Origin of the sequence: Chryseobacterium ginsengisoli (genome assembly GCF_039542325.1) — a bacterium.
Classification (GTDB): Bacteria; Bacteroidota; Bacteroidia; order Flavobacteriales; family Weeksellaceae; genus Chryseobacterium; species Chryseobacterium ginsengisoli.
Genome location: NZ_BAABHX010000002.1, coordinates 202,267 through 223,026, shown reverse-complemented (window position 1 = coordinate 223,026; position 20,760 = coordinate 202,267). Strand labels below are relative to the sequence as shown.

Genomic DNA, 20,760 nt, shown 5'->3' with positions numbered 1-20,760 from the left:
TTAAAATACCAAAATTACATTCCCGGCCAATACAAAACATTGAATTTGTGATTATCCGGATCTGAAAACACAAAAGTATATCCTTTGTCAATTTCATAAGGCTCAACGGAAATTTTTCCTCCGGCTTTCTTTACAGTTTCAACCCATTCATCAACTTCTTCTTTACTTGCTGCAGAAAGACTGAAGATAATTTCATTTCCAGCGGAGAATTCGGTTTTGGTGTTCTTCTCAATAATTTCTTTTAGGAAAAAATTAATGATAAAATTGTTTTCTCCAAAAGAAATACTTGTCAGTTCTGAATTTGAATTGTTTGATGTAAAGCCTAATTCTGTGTAGAATTTCGTAGTTCTTTCGAGATCTGCAACGGCAAAATTTGCCCAAATTTGTTTAGTCTTCATATTCTTATATTTTTGTTTGTTGTTGATAATCAATAATAAAATTGTATTTCTTTAGAATGAAATTTTCAGACCAATTCATTTTGGCTACATCAATATCCGTTTTGGCAACTTTAATCTTTCTGTAAGTGCAGACCTTTGTCATGTAAAATTTAAACAAACAAAAAATGAAAACAATTTTCATAACAGGTGCCTCAACAGGACTAGGAAAAACAACTGCAAAATTATTTCAAAACAGAGGATGGAACGTTATCGCAACGATGAGAAATCCGGAAGCTGAAACAGAATTAACACAATTAGAAAACGTTACGCTTCTTCCATTAGATGTAACGAATTTAGAACAAATTAAATCAACCGTACAAAAAGCATTGGAAATCAGTGATATTGATTTGGTTTTCAATAATGCAGGGTATGGATTGATCGGACCTTTGGAATCTTTAAGTGATGATCAGATTATCAGACAATTGGATACAAATTTATTGGGAGTGATTCGTGTGACGAAAGAATTTATCCCTTATTTCAGAGAAAGAAAAAGCGGAATGTTCATTACAACAACTTCTATTGGCGGATTACTTGCATTCCCGATTTCATCAACGTATCATGCTACAAAATGGGCATTGGAAGGATGGAGCGAGAGTCTGGCTTTTGAATTAAATACTTTCGGAGTAGATGTGAAAACAGTTTCTCCCGGAGGAATTAAAACAGATTTTATTACACGTTCTTTAGATATGGGAACTCATCCGGAATATCAGGGAATGATCGATAAAATGATGTCTAATACCGATGCAATGTTGGAACACGCTTCTGAACCTGAAGTAATTGCAGAAGTAGTTTATGAAGCTGCGACAGATGGCAAAAAGCAATTGAGATATCAAGCGGGAGAAGATGCAAAAGCATTATTTGCACAACGTACGGAACTAGGAGCAGAAGCGTTCAGAGAGCAGTTTGGAAAACAGTTTATCTAGAATTAATTTAGGTTGAAGTGTTTGAGTGTGGTAAATTTTTAGAGTTTTATATTTTAAATTGAATTTAATACACTCAAACACAATTATTCTAAAACTCTAAAACTTAAATTGTAACTTTATATTATGGAAAAGAAAGACAATTCTCCTTTGAAATTTTCGTCGATTTCTGAGCTTCACCAGATTTTGGGTGTTCAGAAGCCGCTTCATCCGCTGATCAGTTTGGTGGATAATACGAAAATGGAGGTCGATAAATGTTATCTTGACCGAACTTTTACACTTGGTTTTTATAAAATTTCCTACAAATTTTCTGATAACGGAAAGATGGGTTACGGACAGGGATATTATGATTTTAATGAAGGCGGAATGATGTTCACAGCTCCGAATCAGATCTTATTTACAGATTCAGAGGCTGAATATAAAGGTTATACGATGTTTATTCATCCTGAGTTTTTAAGAAATTATCCTTTAGCGAAAAATATCAAAAAATATGGCTTCTTTTCCTACGATACCAATGAAGCATTACATTTATCGGAAAAGGAAAAGACTCTAATTGTAGGATTATTGGATAATATTAATGATGAACTTCACACAACGATTGACGAAATTAGTCAGGATGTAATCATCTCTTATATTGAGGTTTTACTGAATTACAGCAACCGCTTTTATAAACGACAATTTATCACCAGAAAAGCTGTAAACAGTGATTTCCTTTCTAAAATGGAAGATGTTTTAGATAATTATTTCAATAAACAGGAAACATTGACAAAAGGTCTTCCTACGGTAGAATTTCTGGCTTCCGAGCTTAACCTTTCAACTCATTATTTAAGTGATATGCTTCGAAATCTGACCGGACAAAATGCTCAGCAACATATTCATGAAAAGCTAATCGAAAAGGCTAAAGAATATCTTACTACGACAAATTTTTCGGTTTCGGAAGTGGCTTATCAATTAGGATTTGAACATTCACAGTCTTTCAATAAGTTATTTAAAAAGAAAACGAATACAACGCCTTTAAGTTATAAACTGTCTTTTAATTAAAACTATATTATAAATTCTCAATGAATGCCTGTAAATTTTACGGGCATTTTTTGTTTTATAAGGTTTAAATTTTATTTTTGCAACTCTAAAAAACAAATGCATGAAAAAATTACTTCTTCTAGGTTTTATCAACCTTTTCGTCTTCGGTTTCGGACAAAAATCTTATTCTAAAATTAATGACTCTAAAGTTGATAAGGAAAGACTGAAAGTTGGGAAAAGCTTTATTGATGAATATATCAGAAAATGTCATGATAAAGATTATACAGAATTCAAAGGTTTTTTAATTGATAAAAGAATCGAATCTGAACTTTATAAAAAATTCCCAAAAGCCTGCGAAGAAAATGGTAAAATGGAGGTTTTGAATTTTAATTCTGCTTACACGTATGATGATTTTAAAGGTGTTGATCCTGTAGATGTTTTTATTTATGATTTTAAACTTGAAAATCTTCCTAAACTGAAATATGCAAGTGTTTGGGTTTATGAAGATAAAAATGTGATTGGAAGTATCTATTTTTCTGAAGAGAAACCAATTTATAAAAAGAAAAAGCGAAATTAATTTTATGCTTAAAAAAATCAGACACTGAAATATTCAATGTCTGATTTTTTTTGTCCAAAACAAATTTTTATTTTGATTCTGATTCCAGTTTTTTAATGAAATAGGAAAGAGGTATTCCTGTTGTTTTCTTAAATGCTGAAGCAAATTCTGTTTTTGAAGTAAACCCAATATTTTTTGCAAGTTCATCTTCTTTATAAATTCTAATTTTAGGATTGGAATATAAAAGATAAACAACATGTTCTATCCTTAAATCGTTGATATAATTATTAAATGTTTTTTGCTTGTATTGTTGAATAGTATCAGAAAGAGAATCAGGAGCTGTTTCCAATTGATCGGCTATAGAAGTAAGGCTAATATTTTTGCGAGTAAATTCTTTAGATTTTTCAAAATTATTTAATTTTTCTAATAAAGCGTTTGCCGCAACGCTTGTTGAATTATTTTCTGCCGAAATTCCAGTATTTTGATTATTGAATTTTGATCTTTCAATCAGTTTTTGATAATCTTTCTGAAGCTTTTTGTTTTTTGTTTTCCAGAATAGCCAACCGCATAATAAAAGCACGAATGAAATGATAGCAGAAATAATAATAACATTTTTCACAGTACTGTTTTTCTCTTTTTCTTTCTTTTCCATGATGACTTTTACAGGGGTATTGATACCTCTTTTCTGAGCATTCGTTAAGCTGTCATTTAGTTTCATGTAGAGATTGGTGTATTTCTCAGAATCCTGATGATTTCCTTTTTTTGAATTGGATCTGTAAAGTATCTCGAACAAGTCTCTTCTTATTTCAGGAAAATGACCTTTTTTCTCAAGCATAATTCCTTTCTGAGCATAAACTATACAGCTGTCATAGTTTTTCTGATCAAGGAAAAGTCTTGCTATTTCAGTGTGTACAAAAAGGGGAGTATTGTTATTCGCAAATTTATATTTTTTACAAATACTCAAAGATTTCTGAAAATAGCTTTTTGCTTCCTGTGGGTTTTTCAATTCGCTGCTTGTAATACCCAAATTTAGATAGAGCATTGATAATTGAGCATTTTTCTTCTGTGCGATTTTTTTATTATTTTCACCGACCTGTTGTAACGCTGATAATTGTTTCAGATAACTTTTTTGTACTTTAATCAAATTGGGTGATTCTCCTCTCATACCTTCTACAAAAGCAAAACCGCTATATATTCCGGCTAAAGAATAATATTTATCATCGTCGTTTTTTAGTTTTTCGTTATAAGCCAATGCTTTGTTCAGGTAATTTTCAGCTTCATCCAATAAACCTAAATATGAATATGCCGAAGCAATATTTGTATAATTAAGACAAACAATATAATCAGCTTTTATTTTACCGACTAATGCATCATTTTCTTTACCTATTAAAGTTGCTTCTTTATATTTTCCACTTGCATTAAAGGCAAATATTAATGACATATTACATTTGAATATACCGTAATCATAATTGATTTTTTTAGCATATCGTTTTGATTCTTCTGCTGTTTTGATAATTAACTGAGGATTACCCGAAAACTCCAATTGATCGAGCACGGCGATTTCTTTTTTTTGAAAACTTTCTTCAGCTAGTTTTTGTTTTTCTGTTGGATTGGTACAGGAAATTGTAAGAATTAGTAATAATAAATAATAAAAATTTTTAGTCATAATTTTGTACAGTTTGAAAAGAGAGAGTTTAGCAAAAGTAGAACTTTTTAGGCTAATATTTTATTCTAATCAAAAGTCTGTTAAAATGTGGTCTCACCAAGAATCGAACTTGGATCTAAAGTTTAGGAAACTTCTATTCTATCCATTGAACTATGAGACCGAATTTTAAAGTTATGATCTGAAAATGAAATATTTAAGTCCAAAGATAAAAGAATCCGCTCTTTAGAAGCGGATTCAGTAGATAAATACATCTCATTTTTTTAATTAGACAACAATAAAAAAGCACAGCCGACAATGCTGTGCTTAAATTTTTATAAATTTAATTGCAATTCCAAAACTGAAAAAAGCAAAAATTGAATTCATTTCAGATTTATTACATAGTAAATGTAGGAATAAATTTTTTATTTACAATGAATTTAATGTTAAAATTCACAAGTTATCCACAAGAAAATGTGGATAAGTAATTGGGTTAATTTTCAATGTATACGGGCATACTTGAAATCTTTAGTTAAAAATAAATAATTATCTTTAGCGTGAATTATAAAATATAACCATGAAAATAAAAATTTCTTTATTGATTTCAGTCTTTTATTTGGGCTTTACTGCAAATTCTCAAACATTTCCTTATGTAAAAGATTGGGGTTCGTATGTAGGAGGTAACGGTACGGTTTTACAGGATTTGGGATATGACGAAACTTCTATTCAGGTAGATAATCAAAAAAATATATATACAAAAGGTTCGGTAATGTTTCAGTCAGGATATAATGCATCTTATTACAATCAGTTTGTAAATGGAGGAGGAAACACCATTACGGCTCCAACTTTAGGTGCTTTTGCGTATTATGAAACAAAATTTTCACCGCAAGGACAAATGCTTAAAGGAAGCTACATAAGTTCAGGCTCTATTAGCGATTTTACTTACAAACGCCTTACTTATATTGACTCATCAAATAATTTTTATTACATCAACAGGTATTGGGGCTCTGTTCCTAATTTAGCAACTGCTGGAACATGGTTACAGAGTCCTGCTTCGAGTGCGAATTTTACTTATACCTTATCAAAATACGATGGCAATCAAAATTTACTATGGACAACCTATCTTCCTTCAACAGCTGAAAATTTGCCATTCTTAAGAGGTGATGAAAATGGAAATATTTATTTTGTAGGAGCGGTAAACACTGAAATTGCGGGATTATCAAACAGTGGTGTTTTCCAGGAATATTATATTAATTACTCTACAACTTCTGATACATCTACAAATTCTGTTATTGTAAAATTCAATCCTTTTGGGCAGAAAATTTGGGGAACTTATTCTGTTTTAGGAATTCAGGATATGGAAATATATAATAATGGTTTGTATATGTTTGGGGGGAATATAAATTCAAATATGCCCAACAATTACATCACATCCGGAACTTTTCAGCCTAATACACCTTCTATACAAATTATTTCTAAGTTTGATGGAGATACAGGACAAAAAGTTTGGGGAACTTATTATGGAACACCATCAATTACATCATATTCAGGACTAGGAATTTATGACCTTGAAGTAAATGAAACAGGATTATATCTTTCAGGACACACTAATGATGCAGCCTATCCGAACTATTTTGCAACTCCGGGAGGTTTTAAAAACCAATTGACCGGTGATGGGGATTTATTTTTGAGTAAATTCGATTATACAGGAAACCGAGTCTGGAGTACTTATTTTGGAAGTAATGGAGATGATGAAATAATTGGAAGCCCGAATTTATCTATTCTTGGAAACAGGATTGTTATGACAGGAAACCAATTTGGGAATACGGATAATATTTCTACTCCCAATGCTTATCTTACCACTCCGTCCAATGCGGTAAGCAATATGTATTTTACTGAATTTGATGCAGATGGTAACAGAAAATGGTCTTCTTATTACGGAGGAAGTGGAGGTACAATTTATGGAGAACAGCTAAACCCAAAATTTTTGAATGACGGTTCTTTAATATTATGGGGAACTACCGGAGCTTCTACAGGAATTGGAACTACCGGAGCTTCATATCCTGCAATGACCAATCCGGGAGCAGGCATGCCTTTTGGTTTTATAGCTAAATTTTCCTTAAAAGAATCACAGCTTGGAACTTCAGACATAGATAAGAACGAAGATTTAAAGCTGTATGATAATCCTAATAATGGTAAATTCTATATTACAGGAAGTATTTTGGAAAAGCAAAATTCCACATTGAAAATTTTTGATTTGTCAGGAAGATTATTGAAACAGATATCTTTGGATAAAAATAAAACACATGAATTCAATTTGCAAAATGAATTATCAAAAGGAAATTACCTTCTTGAAATAAATTCCGAAAAAAATGAAAGGATTAAGACATTTAAAATGTCTGTAAAATAAAAATGTAAGAGAAGGCTGTTTTTTGAGCTTTCTCTTTTTTTATCTATTTGAATTTGTTATCTTTATTCCATTAAAATCTCTTTATAAATATTATCTAAATATTCAGGTATAATTCTAGAACCTGAAACCTCAAGGTTCAAACTTCTGAGCCCCTAAAAATCTATTATTTTATAACAAAATGGTGAGCTCTATAGCTTATTTGCTTTTTTCGCCTACATATAAAGAGAAATCATATGAAAACAAATACAATAGCCGTAATCGGCGGAACAGGAAAATCAGGAAAATATCTTGTTCAAAGTCTTTTAAATAAAAATTATTCAATCAAATTATTATTACGAAATCCAGAGAATTTTGAGCTTAAAAATCCTTTAATTGAAATTGTAAAAGGTGATGCGAGAAATTATAACTCGGTCAATAATTTAATTAAAAACTGTGACTTAGTTATCAGTACTTTGGGACAGCCAAGAGGAGAGGAGACAATCTTTAGTGATGCTTCAAAAAATATTATTAAAGCAATGAATTTTTATGGAATAAAAAGATATATCGTAACAACCGGATTGAATGTAAATACACCTTTTGACAACAAAAATGAAAAGGTAAAAATGGCAACCGACTGGATGTATCAAAATTATCCAAAAACAACTGCAGATAAACAAAAAGAGTACGAACTTCTTACAGAAAGCAATCTGGATTGGACTTTGGTAAGACTTCCTTTAATTATTCAGACTTCCGAAAGTTTTAAAACAGAAACGAGTTTGGAAGATTGTAAAGGAGAAAATATTTCTACAACAGATTTAGGCGAATTTTTGGTTTCTCAAATTGATGATCAAGCTTTTATTAAACAAAGTCCGTTTTTGTATAATATTTAATTTTTTAAACATTAAGATTTAGTTTAAGAAATTAAGAATATTAAGTTTAGTCGTGTTTTTAATTTAAAATCAGAATGATTTTCTTAATGAAACTTAACAGCTTAATTTTTCTTAATGGTTTAAATAAAAAACAGAGAGTAAATTTTTACTCTCTGTTCTATTTTAATTCTCCAGCTTTTCTTTAATGTATTTCGCTGTATGAGATTTTTTATTTTTTGCTAAATCTTCCGGAGTTCCTGTGAAAACAACTTCACCACCGTATTTTCCGGCTTCCGGACCAATGTCGATAATGTAATCGGCAGATTTTATAATATCCGGTTGATGCTCAATAACGATTACAGAATGCCCCAAATCGATCAACGCCTGTAAAGATTTTAACAGCTTCTGAATATCATGGAAATGAAGACCTGTTGAAGGCTCATCAAAAATAAACAAAGTTTTGTCCGTTGTTACACCTTTTACCAGAAACGAAGCCAATTTCACACGCTGTGCTTCACCTCCGGAAAGCGTAGAAGAGCTTTGTCCCAACTGCAAATATCCCAAACCAACATCTTGCAGAGGTCTTAATTTGGTTACAATTTTCTCTTCATTATTATCTTTGAAAAATTCCAAAGATTCATCAACGGTCATGTGAAGAATATCCGAAATATTTTTTTCGTCAAATTTCACTTCCAGAATTTCGTTTTTGAAACGTGTTCCTTTACAAACTTCACATTCAAGCTCGATATCCGCCATGAACTGCATTGAAACACTGATCACACCTTCACCTTTACATTCGTCGCATCTTCCACCATCAACGTTGAAAGAGAAATGTTTAGGTTTATACCCCATCATTTTAGAAATTTTTTGCTTGGCAAATAAATCTCTGATGTCGTCATAAGCTTTCAGATAGGTTACAGGATTTGAACGGGAAGATTTTCCGATTGGGTTCTGATCGATTAATTCTATATGCTTAATTAGTTTTGTCGGGAAATCAACAGAATCATAATCTCCTTTTTTTCCTCCCATTCCAAGCTGAATCTGAATATCATTCGTCAGAATCTCTTTCATTAAAGTAGATTTTCCACTTCCTGAAACTCCGGAAATCACAACTAAACTTTCCAAAGGAACATCAACATCAATATTTTTTAAATTATTTTGACGCGCTCCTTTTATATGAATCCATTCTTTTGCTTTTCTGCGCTTCTTCGGAACTTCAATTTCTAATCTTCCGGTTAAATATTTTGAAGTTAAAGTATCTGCATCCTTTAGTTCTTTATAATCTCCTGCAAAAACCAGTTCACCGCCCAAATAACCAGCTTCAGGACCAATATCAATAATATAATCTGCAGCCTTCATTACGTCTTCATCGTGTTCTACGACGATTACCGTATTTCCAAGATCGCGAAGATTTTTTAGAACCTCAATTAAATTTTCTGTATCCCTCGAATGAAGACCGATTGACGGCTCATCCAAAATATAAATAGAACCTACCAAAGAACTTCCCAAACTTGTAGCTAGATTAATTCTCTGGCTTTCACCACCTGAAAGTGTGTTTGAAGTTCTGTTTAACGTTAAATATCCTAAACCGACTTTCAATAAAAACTCAAGACGGGTCGTAATTTCATATAATAATCTTTTGGCAACTTCTTTATCATGTTCTGATAATTTCAAACTATTGATCAAAGGAAAAAGTTCATCCAAGGGAAGTTCAATCATCGACTGGATATTGTGTCCATCGATTTTAACCCAAGTTGTTTCTTCACGTAATCTCAAGCCTTCGCAAGTCGGGCAAAGTGTTTTTCCACGATAGCGGGAAAGCATTACTCGATACTGGATTTTGTATAAATTTTCCTCAAGCATTTTGAAGAAATTATCAATCGAAGGGAAGGTACTTTTCCCATCACCTTTCCAAAGATATTTTTTCTGTTCTTTGGTCAATTGATGGTAAGGTTTATGAATAGGAAAGTCTTTTGCTTTTTTAATGAAATCTTTTTTCCATTCGCTCATACTTTCACCTCTCCATGAAGCAACAGTGTCTTCGAAAACTGACAATGTTTTATTCGGAATTACCAAATCTTCATCAATCCCAATTACTTTTCCGTAACCTTCACAAGTCGGACAAGCTCCGTAAGGATTATTAAAGCTGAAAAAATGAACATTCGGTTCTAGAAATTCTATTCCGTCAAGCTCAAATTTATTGGAGAATTCTTTGATTTTTCCTGTATCGGCATCTTTTAATGAACAATATCCACGACCTTCATAGAAAGCCATCTGAATAGAATCTGCCAAGCGCTGAAGGAAACTTTCATCTTCTTCATAAGAAAAACGATCGATCACAAGATTGATTACCATTCCTTTTTCCGGAGTGAAACCAAAACTTTCAAGATCTTCGATTCCTGCGACATTTCCGTTGATTTCCAATCTTGTGAAACCGGCAAGTTTCAAAACATTTAAATTCTCTCCAAAATTCGCAGCATCATATTCATAAGGAGCTGTTAACAAGAACGAAGTATCTTTTTTGGATGATTTAATAAAATCCACAACATCGGTCACCGAATCTTTTTTCACTTCTTCACCCGAAACCGGAGAATAGGTTTTCCCGATTCTTGCGAAAAGAAGTTTCATATAATCGTAAATCTCTGTTGAGGTTCCGACAGTAGATCTCGGATTCGAAGAAATTACTTTCTGTTGAATAGCAATCGAAGGCGCTAAACCTTTAATATCATCAACTTTGGGTTTTTCTAATTTTCCCAAAAACTGACGTGCATAAGAGCTCAAACTCTCGACATATCTTCTCTGTCCTTCCGCATAAATCGTATCAAAAGCCAATGAAGATTTTCCACTTCCTGAAACTCCTGTAATGACAATCAGTTTATTTTTCGGGATGAGAACATCTATGTGTTTCAGATTGTTAAGATGTGCATTCTTAACGAAAATCTGCTTTTTAATATCTATATCTGTTGTATTAGCCATAGTAAAATTAAGACTAACAAAATTACGAATTTTTGGTGGATAATACTAGTATATAAATTTTGGTAATTACATACAATTCTACACTAAGTGAAAAGTTATAATTATGTTAATTTTTATCTTTTTAGTGAACCTTTATTAAATAAAATGCATCTATTTAAGATAAGAATTAATAATTTGTAATTTTACTATACCATGATAAACACAAGTATAAAGTCTGTATTTGAACTTTTACAGACTTTTTCAACAGAAGAAATATGTATCGATTACCTGGAACAAATGAGATGGGGCGGAATTGTAGAAAGTCCTTTTGATTCTGAGTCTCAGATTTATAAATGCAGTAAGAATCGCTATAAATGTAAGAACACGGGCAAATATTTTAATGTTAAAACAGGCTCAATGTTCGAAAACACTAAAATAAGCTTACGGAAATGGTTTTTGGCAATATGGTTGGTTACTTCATATAAAAAGGGAATAAGTTCTCTTCAGCTAGCTAAAGATATTGATGTGACACAAAAGACAGCGTGGTTTATGTTGCAAAGAATACGTGCCTGCTTTGGCATTGAAAATAGTAACGAACTTGATGGCATTGTGGAGTGTGATGAAACTTTTATAGGAGGGAAAAATAAGAACAGGCATAAAGATAAAAAAGTAAAAAACTCTCGGGGAAGAAATTTTAAAGACAAAGTTCCGGTGATGGGAATGTTGCAAAGAGGAGGGAAGATGAATGCTTTTGTAATAGAAGATACAAAAAAAGCAAGTATTCAACCTCTTATTTACAGATATATAAACCAGGAAACTACAAAATTGATAAGTGATGAATGGTGGGCTTATGAAGGATTGGATAAATATTATGATCATAAAGTTATCGATCATTCAAAAAAAGAATATGTAAGTCTTCAGGATAACACAATACATACGAACAACATTGAAGGTTCATGGAAAATTCTGAAAAATTCTGTTTGTGGAATTCATAATCATGTTTCCAGAAAGCATCTTCAGAAATATGTAGACGAGTTCGTTTATAAATTTAATTTAAGAGAAATTTCGGATGGGGAGAGATTCAAATATCTGTTAACAAACAGTGATGTCAGAACAAAATATAAAGATTTAATTTTTTCCAGTAAATTTGAATAAAATACTGAATATTAATTAAGTAGATATTGAAAATAAGAAATTGAAATTAAAAGATAAATGTTGGTTTTGATAAAAAGAGAAGATTATAAAAGAAGATTGAACTCATAAATTATTAGTTGAAATTTTCTCATTTTTGTGGATGTTATTTTAATTATGATGATGAAGATAAATTTTAATATAATTATAATAACTTAATAGCCAAAAACAAAATGACACTAAAATTATTAAAACAAAGAAATGTTAAAAGCATTATCTACCAAGGAATTGAATATTTTGATATTGCTGATATTAAAAACAATCACAGTGATTTAAAAATTAATATTGACAAAATAATTACTGTTAATAATGTTAAAGTAATTAAAGCTCAACACGTTACCGTTTGTACAGAATTTGATGTGAAAATTAAAGGAATATTCAATAAGAAATAAAATTCACTTAGTGTAGAATTGTATGTAATTACCATAGAAATAAACGATATTCTATAGCAAGATTTGACTTATTTAAAATATTTAAAATTCAAAAATTTGTGTAAATAAAAAATGTTATCCATTGCATATAATTGGTATTCAATGTTAAATTTTAAAGATTTTAAGTTTTTTTAAGTTCACGGTATTGTTTTGTATTTTAAAATTTGTTAAAATTGTATTCATAAATATGTAATATAGAAATGAGAAAATTATTCAGAGATCTAGTTACACATTTAATGAGAAAAAGATAACGAAATTACTTCCCAAGATGCGTCCAATGCGGTCGCATCTTTTTTATGACAACTATCATTTGTATGTCTTCACGAACTCCAGTACTTTTGGGCTCACGAAACTAACTGAGAATAATTCTGATTTTATGATTAAAAAAATACTTCCTGTCCTTTTTTTAGGAACATTATTTTTCGCACATGCACAGGAAAAATCAACGGATATTGAGACAATTGAAGTTCAAGGGAAACTTTTTTCTACACCTTACAAAAGCGCCAATCAAAATATTACGGTCATTACAAAAGAGGAAATTGCCAATTCTCCGGCAAAAAGTATTGACGAGATTCTTCAGCAAATTCCCGGTATGGACATCAGAAGGAGAGGTGCAAATGGGGTACAAAGTGATATAGGCTTCCGCGGAAGTTCTTTTGAGCAGGTTCTTTTGCTTTTAAATGGTATCAGAATGAATGATTCTCAAACAGGGCACAATTCTATGAATCTTCCTGTAGATCTTGATGATGTAGAGAGAATTGAAGTCATAAAAGGTCCTGCTGCAAGACGTTTCGGGCAAAATGCTTACGCAGGAGTCATCAATGTAATTACGAAAACAAATCCAGGGAAAAGAGTTAAAATAAGTGCTGAAGGAGGTGATTACGAAACATATGGTTTTGGTCTGAATGCTCAATTGGGAAATGAAAAATTCTCAAATTCTTTACAGGCAAATTCTTCGAGTTCGCAAGGATATATGTATAATACAGACTATGAAATCAGGAATATTTTTTATCAAAGTAAATTAAATATAAAAGACGGCGACATCAGATTACAAGCCGGTTTTTCTGAAAAAAAGTTTGGAGCAAACGGTTTTTATTCATCTCCAAAAGCGTTGGATCAATATGAAGAAACACAGGCTTCTGTTGTGAGTCTTGCACATCAGCAAAAATTTGGAAAATTAAAACTGAGCTCAAATGTTTATTGGAGAAGAGGACAGGATATGTATCTGTACAACAGGGAAAAGCCTGAAATCTATCGAAATATGCACATCGGAAATAATGTAGGCGGAGAAGTGAATTCCAGCTACGAATGGGGATTGGGAACAACTGGAATCGGAGTGGAGTTGAGAAAAGAATTTTTAGCAAGTAATAATTTGGGTGATAGAAATCGTTTTGTTTCACAGGTTTTCTTCGAGCATAATTTTTCTTTATTGGATAAAAAATTAAACATCAGTCCCGGAATTTCGTGGGCAAATTATTCCAAGGAAGGAAACTTTTTCTATCCAGGTTTAGACGTCGGATATAGCTTTAATCAAAATAATAAAATCTACGGAAATATTGCAAAAGTTCATAGAGTTCCGACATTTACAGATCTTTATTATGTAAGTAAAACCGAAGTAGGAAATCCAAATTTATTACCTGAAAGTGCAGTATATGCAGAAATTGGTTATCAATATCAGACAAAAAATATTTTAGCAAAGGCAAGCGGATTTTTAAGGAATGCAGATAATTCTATCGACTGGACAAAAATGAACTTAAATGATTCGGTTTGGTATGCTCAGAATGTAGGAGATACAAAAGTAAAAGGAGTAGAACTTGAGCTGAATCATCAAATCTTGAATTGGCTGAAATATACAGTCGGGTATACTTATTTAGATAATAAATTAAACAAGCCAAGTGATTTTGTAGCAAGATATGTTTTGGATAATCTTAAACATCAGTTCATTGCAAAATTAGAGACAAAATTCCTGAAAAGCTTTACCAATGAAGTTGTTTACAGATACAATCAAAGACTGAATAACGGAAGTTATAACTTAGTAGACGAAAAATTAAGTTTTGCTAAAAAAGACTATTCTGTTTATGTTTTAATTAATAATGTAACAAATACTTCATACACAGAAACTTTTGGAGTTATGATGCCGAAAAGATGGTTCCATATTGGTTTTTCTTATAATATCAATATTAAATAAATGTTAATTAATGATGAATTAAAGTTAATATTACGAAATTGTTAATTCATTTACATTTGCAAAAATTTTTTAAATGAAACTCTTTTTAAGCCTTAGTTTACTTTTAAGTCTTACATTTTTAAAAGCACAGGAACATATTTCCGGCTTCGGTGCTGTGACTTTAACCTATAAGTTTCATCCCAAGTTTTTCCTTTATGCAGAAGGTCAAATGAGAAGTATTGAAGATTTTACTTATCCGGATTATTATGAAATAAAAGGAGGATTAGGATATTATCTTACCAAAAATCATAAGCCTTTTATCGGTTTTGGAAGATATGCAACTTATAAAGAGCATGCCATCAACAAAGAAGAGTTCAGAGTTTGGCTACAGGATGTAATCGACATCAAAAAAGGTGTTGTGAAATTTGAAAACCGTTTACGCACAGAAAAAAGCTGGTTTTATGAACCTCAAACTGATAAAAGTTCAGAAAGAATGCGTTACCGTTATCGTCTGAATGTGAGCGTACCTTTGAATGCAAAAGAAGTGAAAAAAGGGACTGTTTTTGCCAATGTTTATGACGAGATTTTTCTTGTAAGTCCGATGAAACCTACTTTTGCAAGAAACAGAGTTTATGCAGGAGGCGGTTATCAGATCGATGATAATTTTGGAGTTGCAGCAGGCTATCTTTGGCAGAGAGAATTTAATGCAACCAACAACCAAAATTTTCATTTCCTGTATGTTGCTTTAAATATCAATATCGACGGAACCAATCACCCTGTGAAAACATTTGATTATCCTGGAGCAGATTAAGAAATTTTCTGATTTTGCCTTGAAAATAAAACAAACCTTCCTTAGATCTATTGATTCAGGAAGGTTTTTCTTTTTAGTATTTATCAATCAAATAATGATATGCTTTCAGATATTTATTAAATCTTTTGATATCTTTTGGATTAAGTTCTCTGTTTACTCTTCTTAAATCCATATTATCACGAAGATCGTTTAATTTTACAGCAACAGCAAGCGGAGAACGCTCCGTTCTTTTCACAAAATCGTCATATTCTTCATCCGGGTCGAATTTTGTAAGACAGCTGATTGCGAAAATAATATATTCGGGGAAACCTTCACCTCTCAAGTAATCCAAACTGAATTCTACAGGATGATCTTCCACAACATCGTGTAAAACTCCTACGATTTTTTCGTCCATCGTTTTTCCGTATTCCATGACACGCATTACGTGAGCAATGTAAGGAGCATGATATTTGTCGGTTTGACCTTTGTGTGCTTTATCAGCTATTTTTATTGCTCTGTGGAGCATTTCGTCTTTTGTCATTTTTAAATAAAGTAGAATACAAAAATAAAAAATGCCTCAAGATTTGAGACATTTTTTATGAATTATTTTACATAATATCATTAGTTTGCTTCTACTTCTACAGAAGCGTTCGGAGCGTTGGTTTTTACGGACTCAATACCTTTCTCCATTCCATTGTCGGATTCGTACATTTGGCTTGTTCCGATGATTTGTCCGTTTGTTGCTTTTAAGTTAAAATACCAACGTCCGTCTTTAGCCGTAAGTCTTTCAAATTTAGAATCATCCGGTGCATTTTTCCTTACAGAATCGATACCATTTTCGCATCCTGATTTGGAATTATATCCCTGACTGGTCAAAATAACCTGTCCGTTTACTGCTTTCAAGTTAAACTGATGATCACCATTTGTTCTTTTAGAAATAATAAATTTTCCCATGTTTTGTATATTTAAAAATTGTACTTATTTGCTTTTTGGTAATTGTTTTTTTCTTCTGATTTTGCATCTTAAGGAGTCATTGAATTAAGCATTTTATAATCCGTAAGATCAAGCTTCTGCATTTTTGTAGTATTCATTCTGGAAAAGACTTGTTTTTTCTCCTTTTCCTGTGCAGAAAGAGAAACCGAAATCAAGAGAATTGGAAATAATATTTTCATTTGTGAAATAGTTTTGATAAAAATAAAAAAAATATTTGAATTTAAAGTTGTTTGAAATCTCATTTTATTATTTCGCTAGAAAATCTATATAAAACTGAACATATATTCATTCAGATTAGCAATTATATTTAAAATAATTACTGTAAAGAAATAAAAATCATTATTTTTGGAATTAACAAACAAAAAATTATAACTATGAAATGGTATTTAAAAGTATTAAAACAGTACGCTGATTTTGATGGAAGAGCTAGAAGAACAGAATATTGGATGTATCTCTTATTCAATATGATTTTTGCAATTATAGCAGCAGTACTGGATAATATCTTAGGATTGAAGTTCACACCGGAAATCCCTTACGGATATATTTATTTGCTTTATGCATTGGCGACTTTTATCCCTGGTTTAGCGGTATTTGTCAGAAGAATGCATGATATTGATAAGAGTGGATGGTGGTTTTTCATAGCTTTCATTCCAATTATTGGAGGAATCTGGTTATTAATACTTTGTGCTACGGAAGGAACTCCGGGAAGAAATCAATACGGTGTAAATCCTAAAGAGAATTTCAACGAAATAAATGAAATCGGAAAAAAAGATATTTAATCAAAAAAATCCCGAAATTACTTCGGGATTTTTTATATCTATATAAAGGAAGTTATTAATAGCTTCCTTTTTCAATAAAATGTGCAGCTACTTTTTCAGTTAATGCCACTACATTTGGACTATTTGTATATTTTGTAAATCTTCTCAAGCCAGAAAGCATCATTCTCTGTTCGTCACCTTCAGCAAAAGAAACAATTCCTTCTTTTGCACCAGCGATGATTTTGTCAATTGCTTTGTAAAGATTTAACTGAGCCATTGCAGCTTCTACAGAATCAGCAGAGAAATGTTTTTCAGCTCTTAAAACTGCAGATTCAGCCATGTAGATTTGATTAAGAATTTCAGAAGCATTTAATAATAAATGTTGCTGTTTCTCAACATCCATCATGTATTTTTGAAGAGCAGCTCCGGAAACCATTAAGAAAACTTTCTTAAGATTTGCGATAATTGCTTTTTCTTCGCTCATAAATGCAGAATAATCAGGAACTTCGAATGACGGAATTCCCATCAATTCTTTGCTGATTGCCATTGCAGGAGAAAGTAGGTCTAATTCACCTTTCATTGCTCTTTTGATTAACATTCCAACCGCAAGAAGTCTGTTGATTTCGTTGGTTCCTTCATAAATTCTTCCAATTCTTGCATCTCTCCATGCAGCTTCCATTGGAGTGTCCTCTGAGAATCCCATTCCACCATAGATTTGGATTCCTTCATCAGCTGTATTTTGAGTAAGATCTGATACGAAAACTTTAAGGATAGAAGCTTCTACTGCGAATTCTTCAACACCTTTTAATTCAGCTTGTTGATGATCCATCCCTCCAGCAACTAATTCTGCAATTTTATCTTCAACATTTTTTGCTAAACGGTAAGAACCAGCCTCACTAACGAAAACCCCAGTTGACATTTCAGCAATTTTCTTTCTGATTGCTCCGAAAGTTGAAATAGAAACTCCAAACTGTTTTCTCTCGTTTGAATATTGAATAGAGTGGTTTAAAATTCTTCTTTGTCCGTCAAGATTGGCAGCAGCTAATTTAATTCTCCCAACATTCAATGCATTCAAAGCGATTTTGAAACCATTGTTTCTTTCACCCAACATATTCTCAACAGGAACTTTCATATCATTGAAGAAAACCTGACGAGTAGAAGAGGAACGGATACCTAATTTGTGCTCTTCTTCACCAAAAGTTAAGCTTTCAGGATTTTCCAATTCTGAACGGTTGATTACAAAACCGGTGATGTTTTTATCATCATCAATTTTCGCAAACAAAGTGAAAGTATCTGCAAAACCTGCATTGGAAATCCACATTTTCTGTCCGTTGATGATGTAATGTTTTCCGTCTTCAGACAATTTTGCTCTTGTCTTTCCTGAGTTGGCATCAGAACCAGCATCTGGCTCAGTCAAGCAATAGGCTCCGAATTTTGTTCCTGTAGCTAAATCCGGAAGGTATTTCTTTTTTAACTCTTCACTTCCATAAAGAAGAGTAGGTAATGTACCAATTCCTGTATGAGCTCCGTAAGCTGTTGCTAATGAGCCGTTTCCTCCCGAAACATAATCACAAGCTAACATCGTACTCACGAATCCCATTCCAAGTCCGCCGTATTCTTCAGGAACAGTGATTCCCAACAATCCCATTTCTCCTAATTTGCGCATTGTTTGTTCCGTCAACGCATAATCTTTTTTCTCAAAACGATCGTGGTGCGGAATTACTTCTCTATCTATAAATTCTTTCGCAGAATCGCGAAGCATTTTTTGTTCTTCACTCAGTTCTTCAAGACTGAAAATTTCGTTTGCAGGAATTTCCTTGATTAAGAATTCTCCTCCTTTTAATATATTTCCCATTTAATACTTTATTTTTTAGTTATAATAATTCAAAAATCGAAGCAGCTCCCTGTCCCGTTCCCACACACATAGAAACCATTCCGTATTTGTTTCCGCGTTTTCTCATTTCGTCAAGAAGTTGAACGGTTAATTTTGTTCCAGTACATCCAAGTGGGTGCCCCAATGCGATTGCACCTCCGTTTACATTTAAGATATCAGGATTTAAGCCTAATTCTTTTTTGATAGCAACAGATTGTGATGCGAATGCTTCGTTTAATTCAATTAATTCAATATCTTTTAATTCTAAACCGGCTTGTTTTAAAGCTTTTGGAATTGCATAAATTGGTCCCATTCCCATAATTCTTGGTTCAAGACCAGCAGCTGCATAAGCAACTAATCTTGCTTCTGGTTCCAACCCTAATTCTTTTACCATTTCTTCACTCATCACCATCACGAAAGCTGCTCCATCACTCATTTGAGAAGAGTTTCCGGCAGTTACGCTTCCTCCGTTGGCAAAAACTGGTCTTAATTTAGCCAAACCAGCCAAAGAAGTATCAGCTCTTGGACCTTCATCAACTGAAAAGTCAAACTTTTTAGTTTGCATTTTCTGGTTTTCATCAAGGAAATTATATTCAACAGGAATTGAAACAATCTGGTTCGCAAATTTACCTTCCTGATTGGCTTTTAAAGCTTTCATATGAGATTCAAAAGCGAACTGATCCTGTTCTTCTCTTGTGATATTATATTGTTTTGCAACCTCTTCTGCAGTGTAACCCATTCCCCAATAATAATCAGGGTTTGTTTTTGCAATATCCGTTTCAGGAACCGGCTTGTAACCACCCATTGGTATGTAAGACATTGATTCTGTACCTCCTGCAATAATACAATCAGCCATTCCTGCCTGAATTTTTGCTGAAGCAATCGCAATTGCCTCACTTCCTGATGCACAATATCTGTTTACGGTAACTCCGGGAACTTTGTCTGTATTCAATCCCATTAAAGAGATCAAACGGGCAACGTTCAAGCCTTGCTCAGCTTCCGGCATTGCGTTTCCAACGATAAGGTCATCGATTCTGTTTTTGTCTAATTGCGGAAGTTCAGCCATTAATTTTTCAATAACTGTAGCCGCCATTACATCGGGTCTTGTAAATCTTAAACTTCCTTTTGGAGCTTTTCCAACGGCAGTTCTGAAACCCTTTACTATATATGCTGTTTTCATATTTTTTATTGATTAATATTATTTTCTGAGAATTTTTTTGCCTCGTAGAGGTAAAATGTTAATAGCTTTTATTTTTGCTTTGCTTGCGGAGCTCCGTAGGAGCGACCTGTTAATCTTCAACCCACTCAAATAAATATTTAGGATCATATTCTATTTCAAATTTTGACATAAAATCCAAATATTCTTCTCTAAATGTTTTCTTTTTATGATATTCTTCTTGGTTTAAAATATACTTTATAACCGAATCAACACTGCTTTTGGAATAGGAAAATGCTCCGTATCCTTCCTGCCAATTGAATTTCCCCTTCATCCATCCTTTTTCATTAATAAATTTTGAAGAACCTGCTTTAATATCTCTTACTAAATCTGAAATTGAAATAGCTGGACTTAAACTTACAAGAATGTGTACATGGTCAGGCATTGCAAAAACTGCGAATAATTTTTGATTTCTATTGGAAACAATACCTGTAATAAATTTATGTAATTCTTCTCTGTTTTCTTTTGAAATCAGGTTTTGTCTTCCTTTAACGGCGAAAACAATTTGAATATAAATTTGTGTGTATGTGTTTGCCATAAAATTAACAGGTCG

At 32.3% G+C, this 20,760-nt stretch carries 19 protein-coding genes and 1 tRNA gene; 10 read left to right on the top strand and 10 right to left on the bottom strand.

What is annotated here, in order from left to right:
- Positions 1–14 precede the first annotated feature (14 nt).
- The gene (locus ABD940_RS06070) at positions 15–398 is read right to left on the bottom strand and encodes a VOC family protein (RefSeq protein ID WP_345201056.1); all 384 of its coding nucleotides are present in this window, start codon (positions 396–398) and stop codon (positions 15–17) included.
- Between the two features lie 164 nt (positions 399–562).
- Here ABD940_RS06070 and ABD940_RS06065 point away from each other — a divergent pair, with 164 nt between their 5' ends.
- The 3 genes from ABD940_RS06065 (at position 563) to ABD940_RS06055 (ending at position 2,954) form a co-directional block, all read left to right on the top strand.
- Positions 563–1,360, top strand: coding sequence for an SDR family oxidoreductase (locus ABD940_RS06065; protein ID WP_345201054.1), 798 nt, complete (start codon positions 563–565; stop codon positions 1,358–1,360).
- Between the two features lie 123 nt (positions 1,361–1,483).
- Entirely contained in the window at positions 1,484–2,398 is a 915-nt protein-coding gene (locus tag ABD940_RS06060; protein WP_345201052.1) for a helix-turn-helix domain-containing protein, read from the top strand.
- Between the two features lie 100 nt (positions 2,399–2,498).
- Positions 2,499–2,954: a hypothetical protein gene (locus ABD940_RS06055; protein WP_345201050.1), complete on the top strand. Its 456-nt coding sequence runs from the start codon at positions 2,499–2,501 to the stop codon at positions 2,952–2,954.
- A gap of 67 nt (positions 2,955–3,021) precedes the next feature.
- Here ABD940_RS06055 and ABD940_RS06050 read toward each other — a convergent pair whose 3' ends face one another.
- Both ABD940_RS06050 and ABD940_RS06045 read right to left on the bottom strand, forming a co-directional pair.
- Positions 3,022–4,599 carry a tetratricopeptide repeat protein gene (locus ABD940_RS06050; protein WP_345201048.1) on the bottom strand — a complete coding sequence of 526 codons (1,578 nt, stop codon included), beginning with the start codon at positions 4,597–4,599 and terminating at the stop codon, positions 3,022–3,024.
- An 88-nt stretch (positions 4,600–4,687) separates the two neighbouring features.
- Positions 4,688–4,759 (bottom strand) — tRNA-Arg (locus ABD940_RS06045).
- 393 nt (positions 4,760–5,152) lie between these two features.
- On the opposite strand from ABD940_RS06045, the gene ABD940_RS06040 reads away from it, so the two are divergent.
- On the top strand, positions 5,153–6,985 hold the full coding sequence (locus ABD940_RS06040) for a T9SS type A sorting domain-containing protein (RefSeq protein WP_345201046.1): 1,833 nt from the start codon (positions 5,153–5,155) through the stop codon (positions 6,983–6,985).
- Positions 6,986–7,218: 233 nt separating this feature from the next.
- Positions 7,219–7,854, top strand: coding sequence for an NAD(P)-dependent oxidoreductase (locus ABD940_RS06035; protein WP_345201044.1), 636 nt, complete (start codon positions 7,219–7,221; stop codon positions 7,852–7,854).
- A gap of 162 nt (positions 7,855–8,016) precedes the next feature.
- Here the strand turns inward: ABD940_RS06035 and uvrA are convergent, their stop codons facing one another.
- Positions 8,017–10,809: an excinuclease ABC subunit UvrA gene (uvrA, locus tag ABD940_RS06030; protein WP_345201042.1), complete on the bottom strand. Its 2,793-nt coding sequence runs from the start codon at positions 10,807–10,809 to the stop codon at positions 8,017–8,019.
- A gap of 192 nt (positions 10,810–11,001) precedes the next feature.
- On the opposite strand from uvrA, the gene ABD940_RS06025 reads away from it, so the two are divergent.
- The 4 genes from ABD940_RS06025 to ABD940_RS06010 all read left to right on the top strand — a co-directional run bounded on the left by ABD940_RS06025 (position 11,002) and on the right by ABD940_RS06010 (position 15,388).
- Positions 11,002–11,943, top strand: a complete 942-nt coding sequence (locus ABD940_RS06025) for an IS1595 family transposase (RefSeq protein ID WP_345201040.1) — start codon at positions 11,002–11,004, stop codon at positions 11,941–11,943.
- Between the two features lie 209 nt (positions 11,944–12,152).
- On the top strand, positions 12,153–12,371 hold the full coding sequence (locus ABD940_RS06020) for a hypothetical protein (RefSeq protein WP_345201038.1): 219 nt from the start codon (positions 12,153–12,155) through the stop codon (positions 12,369–12,371).
- A gap of 415 nt (positions 12,372–12,786) precedes the next feature.
- A complete protein-coding gene (locus ABD940_RS06015; protein WP_345201036.1) occupies positions 12,787–14,598 on the top strand; it encodes a TonB-dependent receptor plug domain-containing protein in 1,812 nt (603 codons plus the stop codon).
- Between the two features lie 73 nt (positions 14,599–14,671).
- A complete protein-coding gene (locus tag ABD940_RS06010) occupies positions 14,672–15,388 on the top strand; it encodes a DUF2490 domain-containing protein (protein ID WP_345201034.1) in 717 nt (238 codons plus the stop codon).
- Between the two features lie 73 nt (positions 15,389–15,461).
- Here ABD940_RS06010 and ABD940_RS06005 read toward each other — a convergent pair whose 3' ends face one another.
- From ABD940_RS06005 to ABD940_RS05995, 3 genes are all read right to left on the bottom strand, one after another.
- Complete coding sequence (locus ABD940_RS06005) at positions 15,462–15,908, bottom strand: phosphohydrolase (protein WP_345201032.1); 447 nt, start codon at positions 15,906–15,908, stop codon at positions 15,462–15,464.
- An 80-nt stretch (positions 15,909–15,988) separates the two neighbouring features.
- Entirely contained in the window at positions 15,989–16,321 is a 333-nt protein-coding gene (locus tag ABD940_RS06000; protein WP_345201030.1) for a YegP family protein, read from the bottom strand.
- A gap of 68 nt (positions 16,322–16,389) precedes the next feature.
- Entirely contained in the window at positions 16,390–16,539 is a 150-nt protein-coding gene (locus tag ABD940_RS05995) for a hypothetical protein (RefSeq protein ID WP_345201028.1), read from the bottom strand.
- A gap of 195 nt (positions 16,540–16,734) precedes the next feature.
- Between ABD940_RS05995 and ABD940_RS05990 the strand changes: the two genes are divergently transcribed.
- Positions 16,735–17,139: a DUF805 domain-containing protein gene (locus ABD940_RS05990; protein WP_345201026.1), complete on the top strand. Its 405-nt coding sequence runs from the start codon at positions 16,735–16,737 to the stop codon at positions 17,137–17,139.
- 55 nt (positions 17,140–17,194) lie between these two features.
- Here ABD940_RS05990 and ABD940_RS05985 read toward each other — a convergent pair whose 3' ends face one another.
- The 3 genes from ABD940_RS05985 to tnpA form a co-directional block, all read right to left on the bottom strand.
- A complete protein-coding gene (locus ABD940_RS05985; RefSeq protein WP_345201024.1) occupies positions 17,195–18,973 on the bottom strand; it encodes an acyl-CoA dehydrogenase family protein in 1,779 nt (592 codons plus the stop codon).
- A gap of 19 nt (positions 18,974–18,992) precedes the next feature.
- Positions 18,993–20,171 (bottom strand): thiolase family protein, encoded by a 1,179-nt coding sequence (locus ABD940_RS05980; protein WP_345201022.1) that lies wholly within the window; start codon positions 20,169–20,171, stop codon positions 18,993–18,995.
- A 109-nt stretch (positions 20,172–20,280) separates the two neighbouring features.
- Positions 20,281–20,745 carry an IS200/IS605 family transposase gene (gene tnpA, locus ABD940_RS05975; protein WP_345201020.1) on the bottom strand — a complete coding sequence of 155 codons (465 nt, stop codon included), beginning with the start codon at positions 20,743–20,745 and terminating at the stop codon, positions 20,281–20,283.
- Positions 20,746–20,760 lie beyond the last annotated feature (15 nt).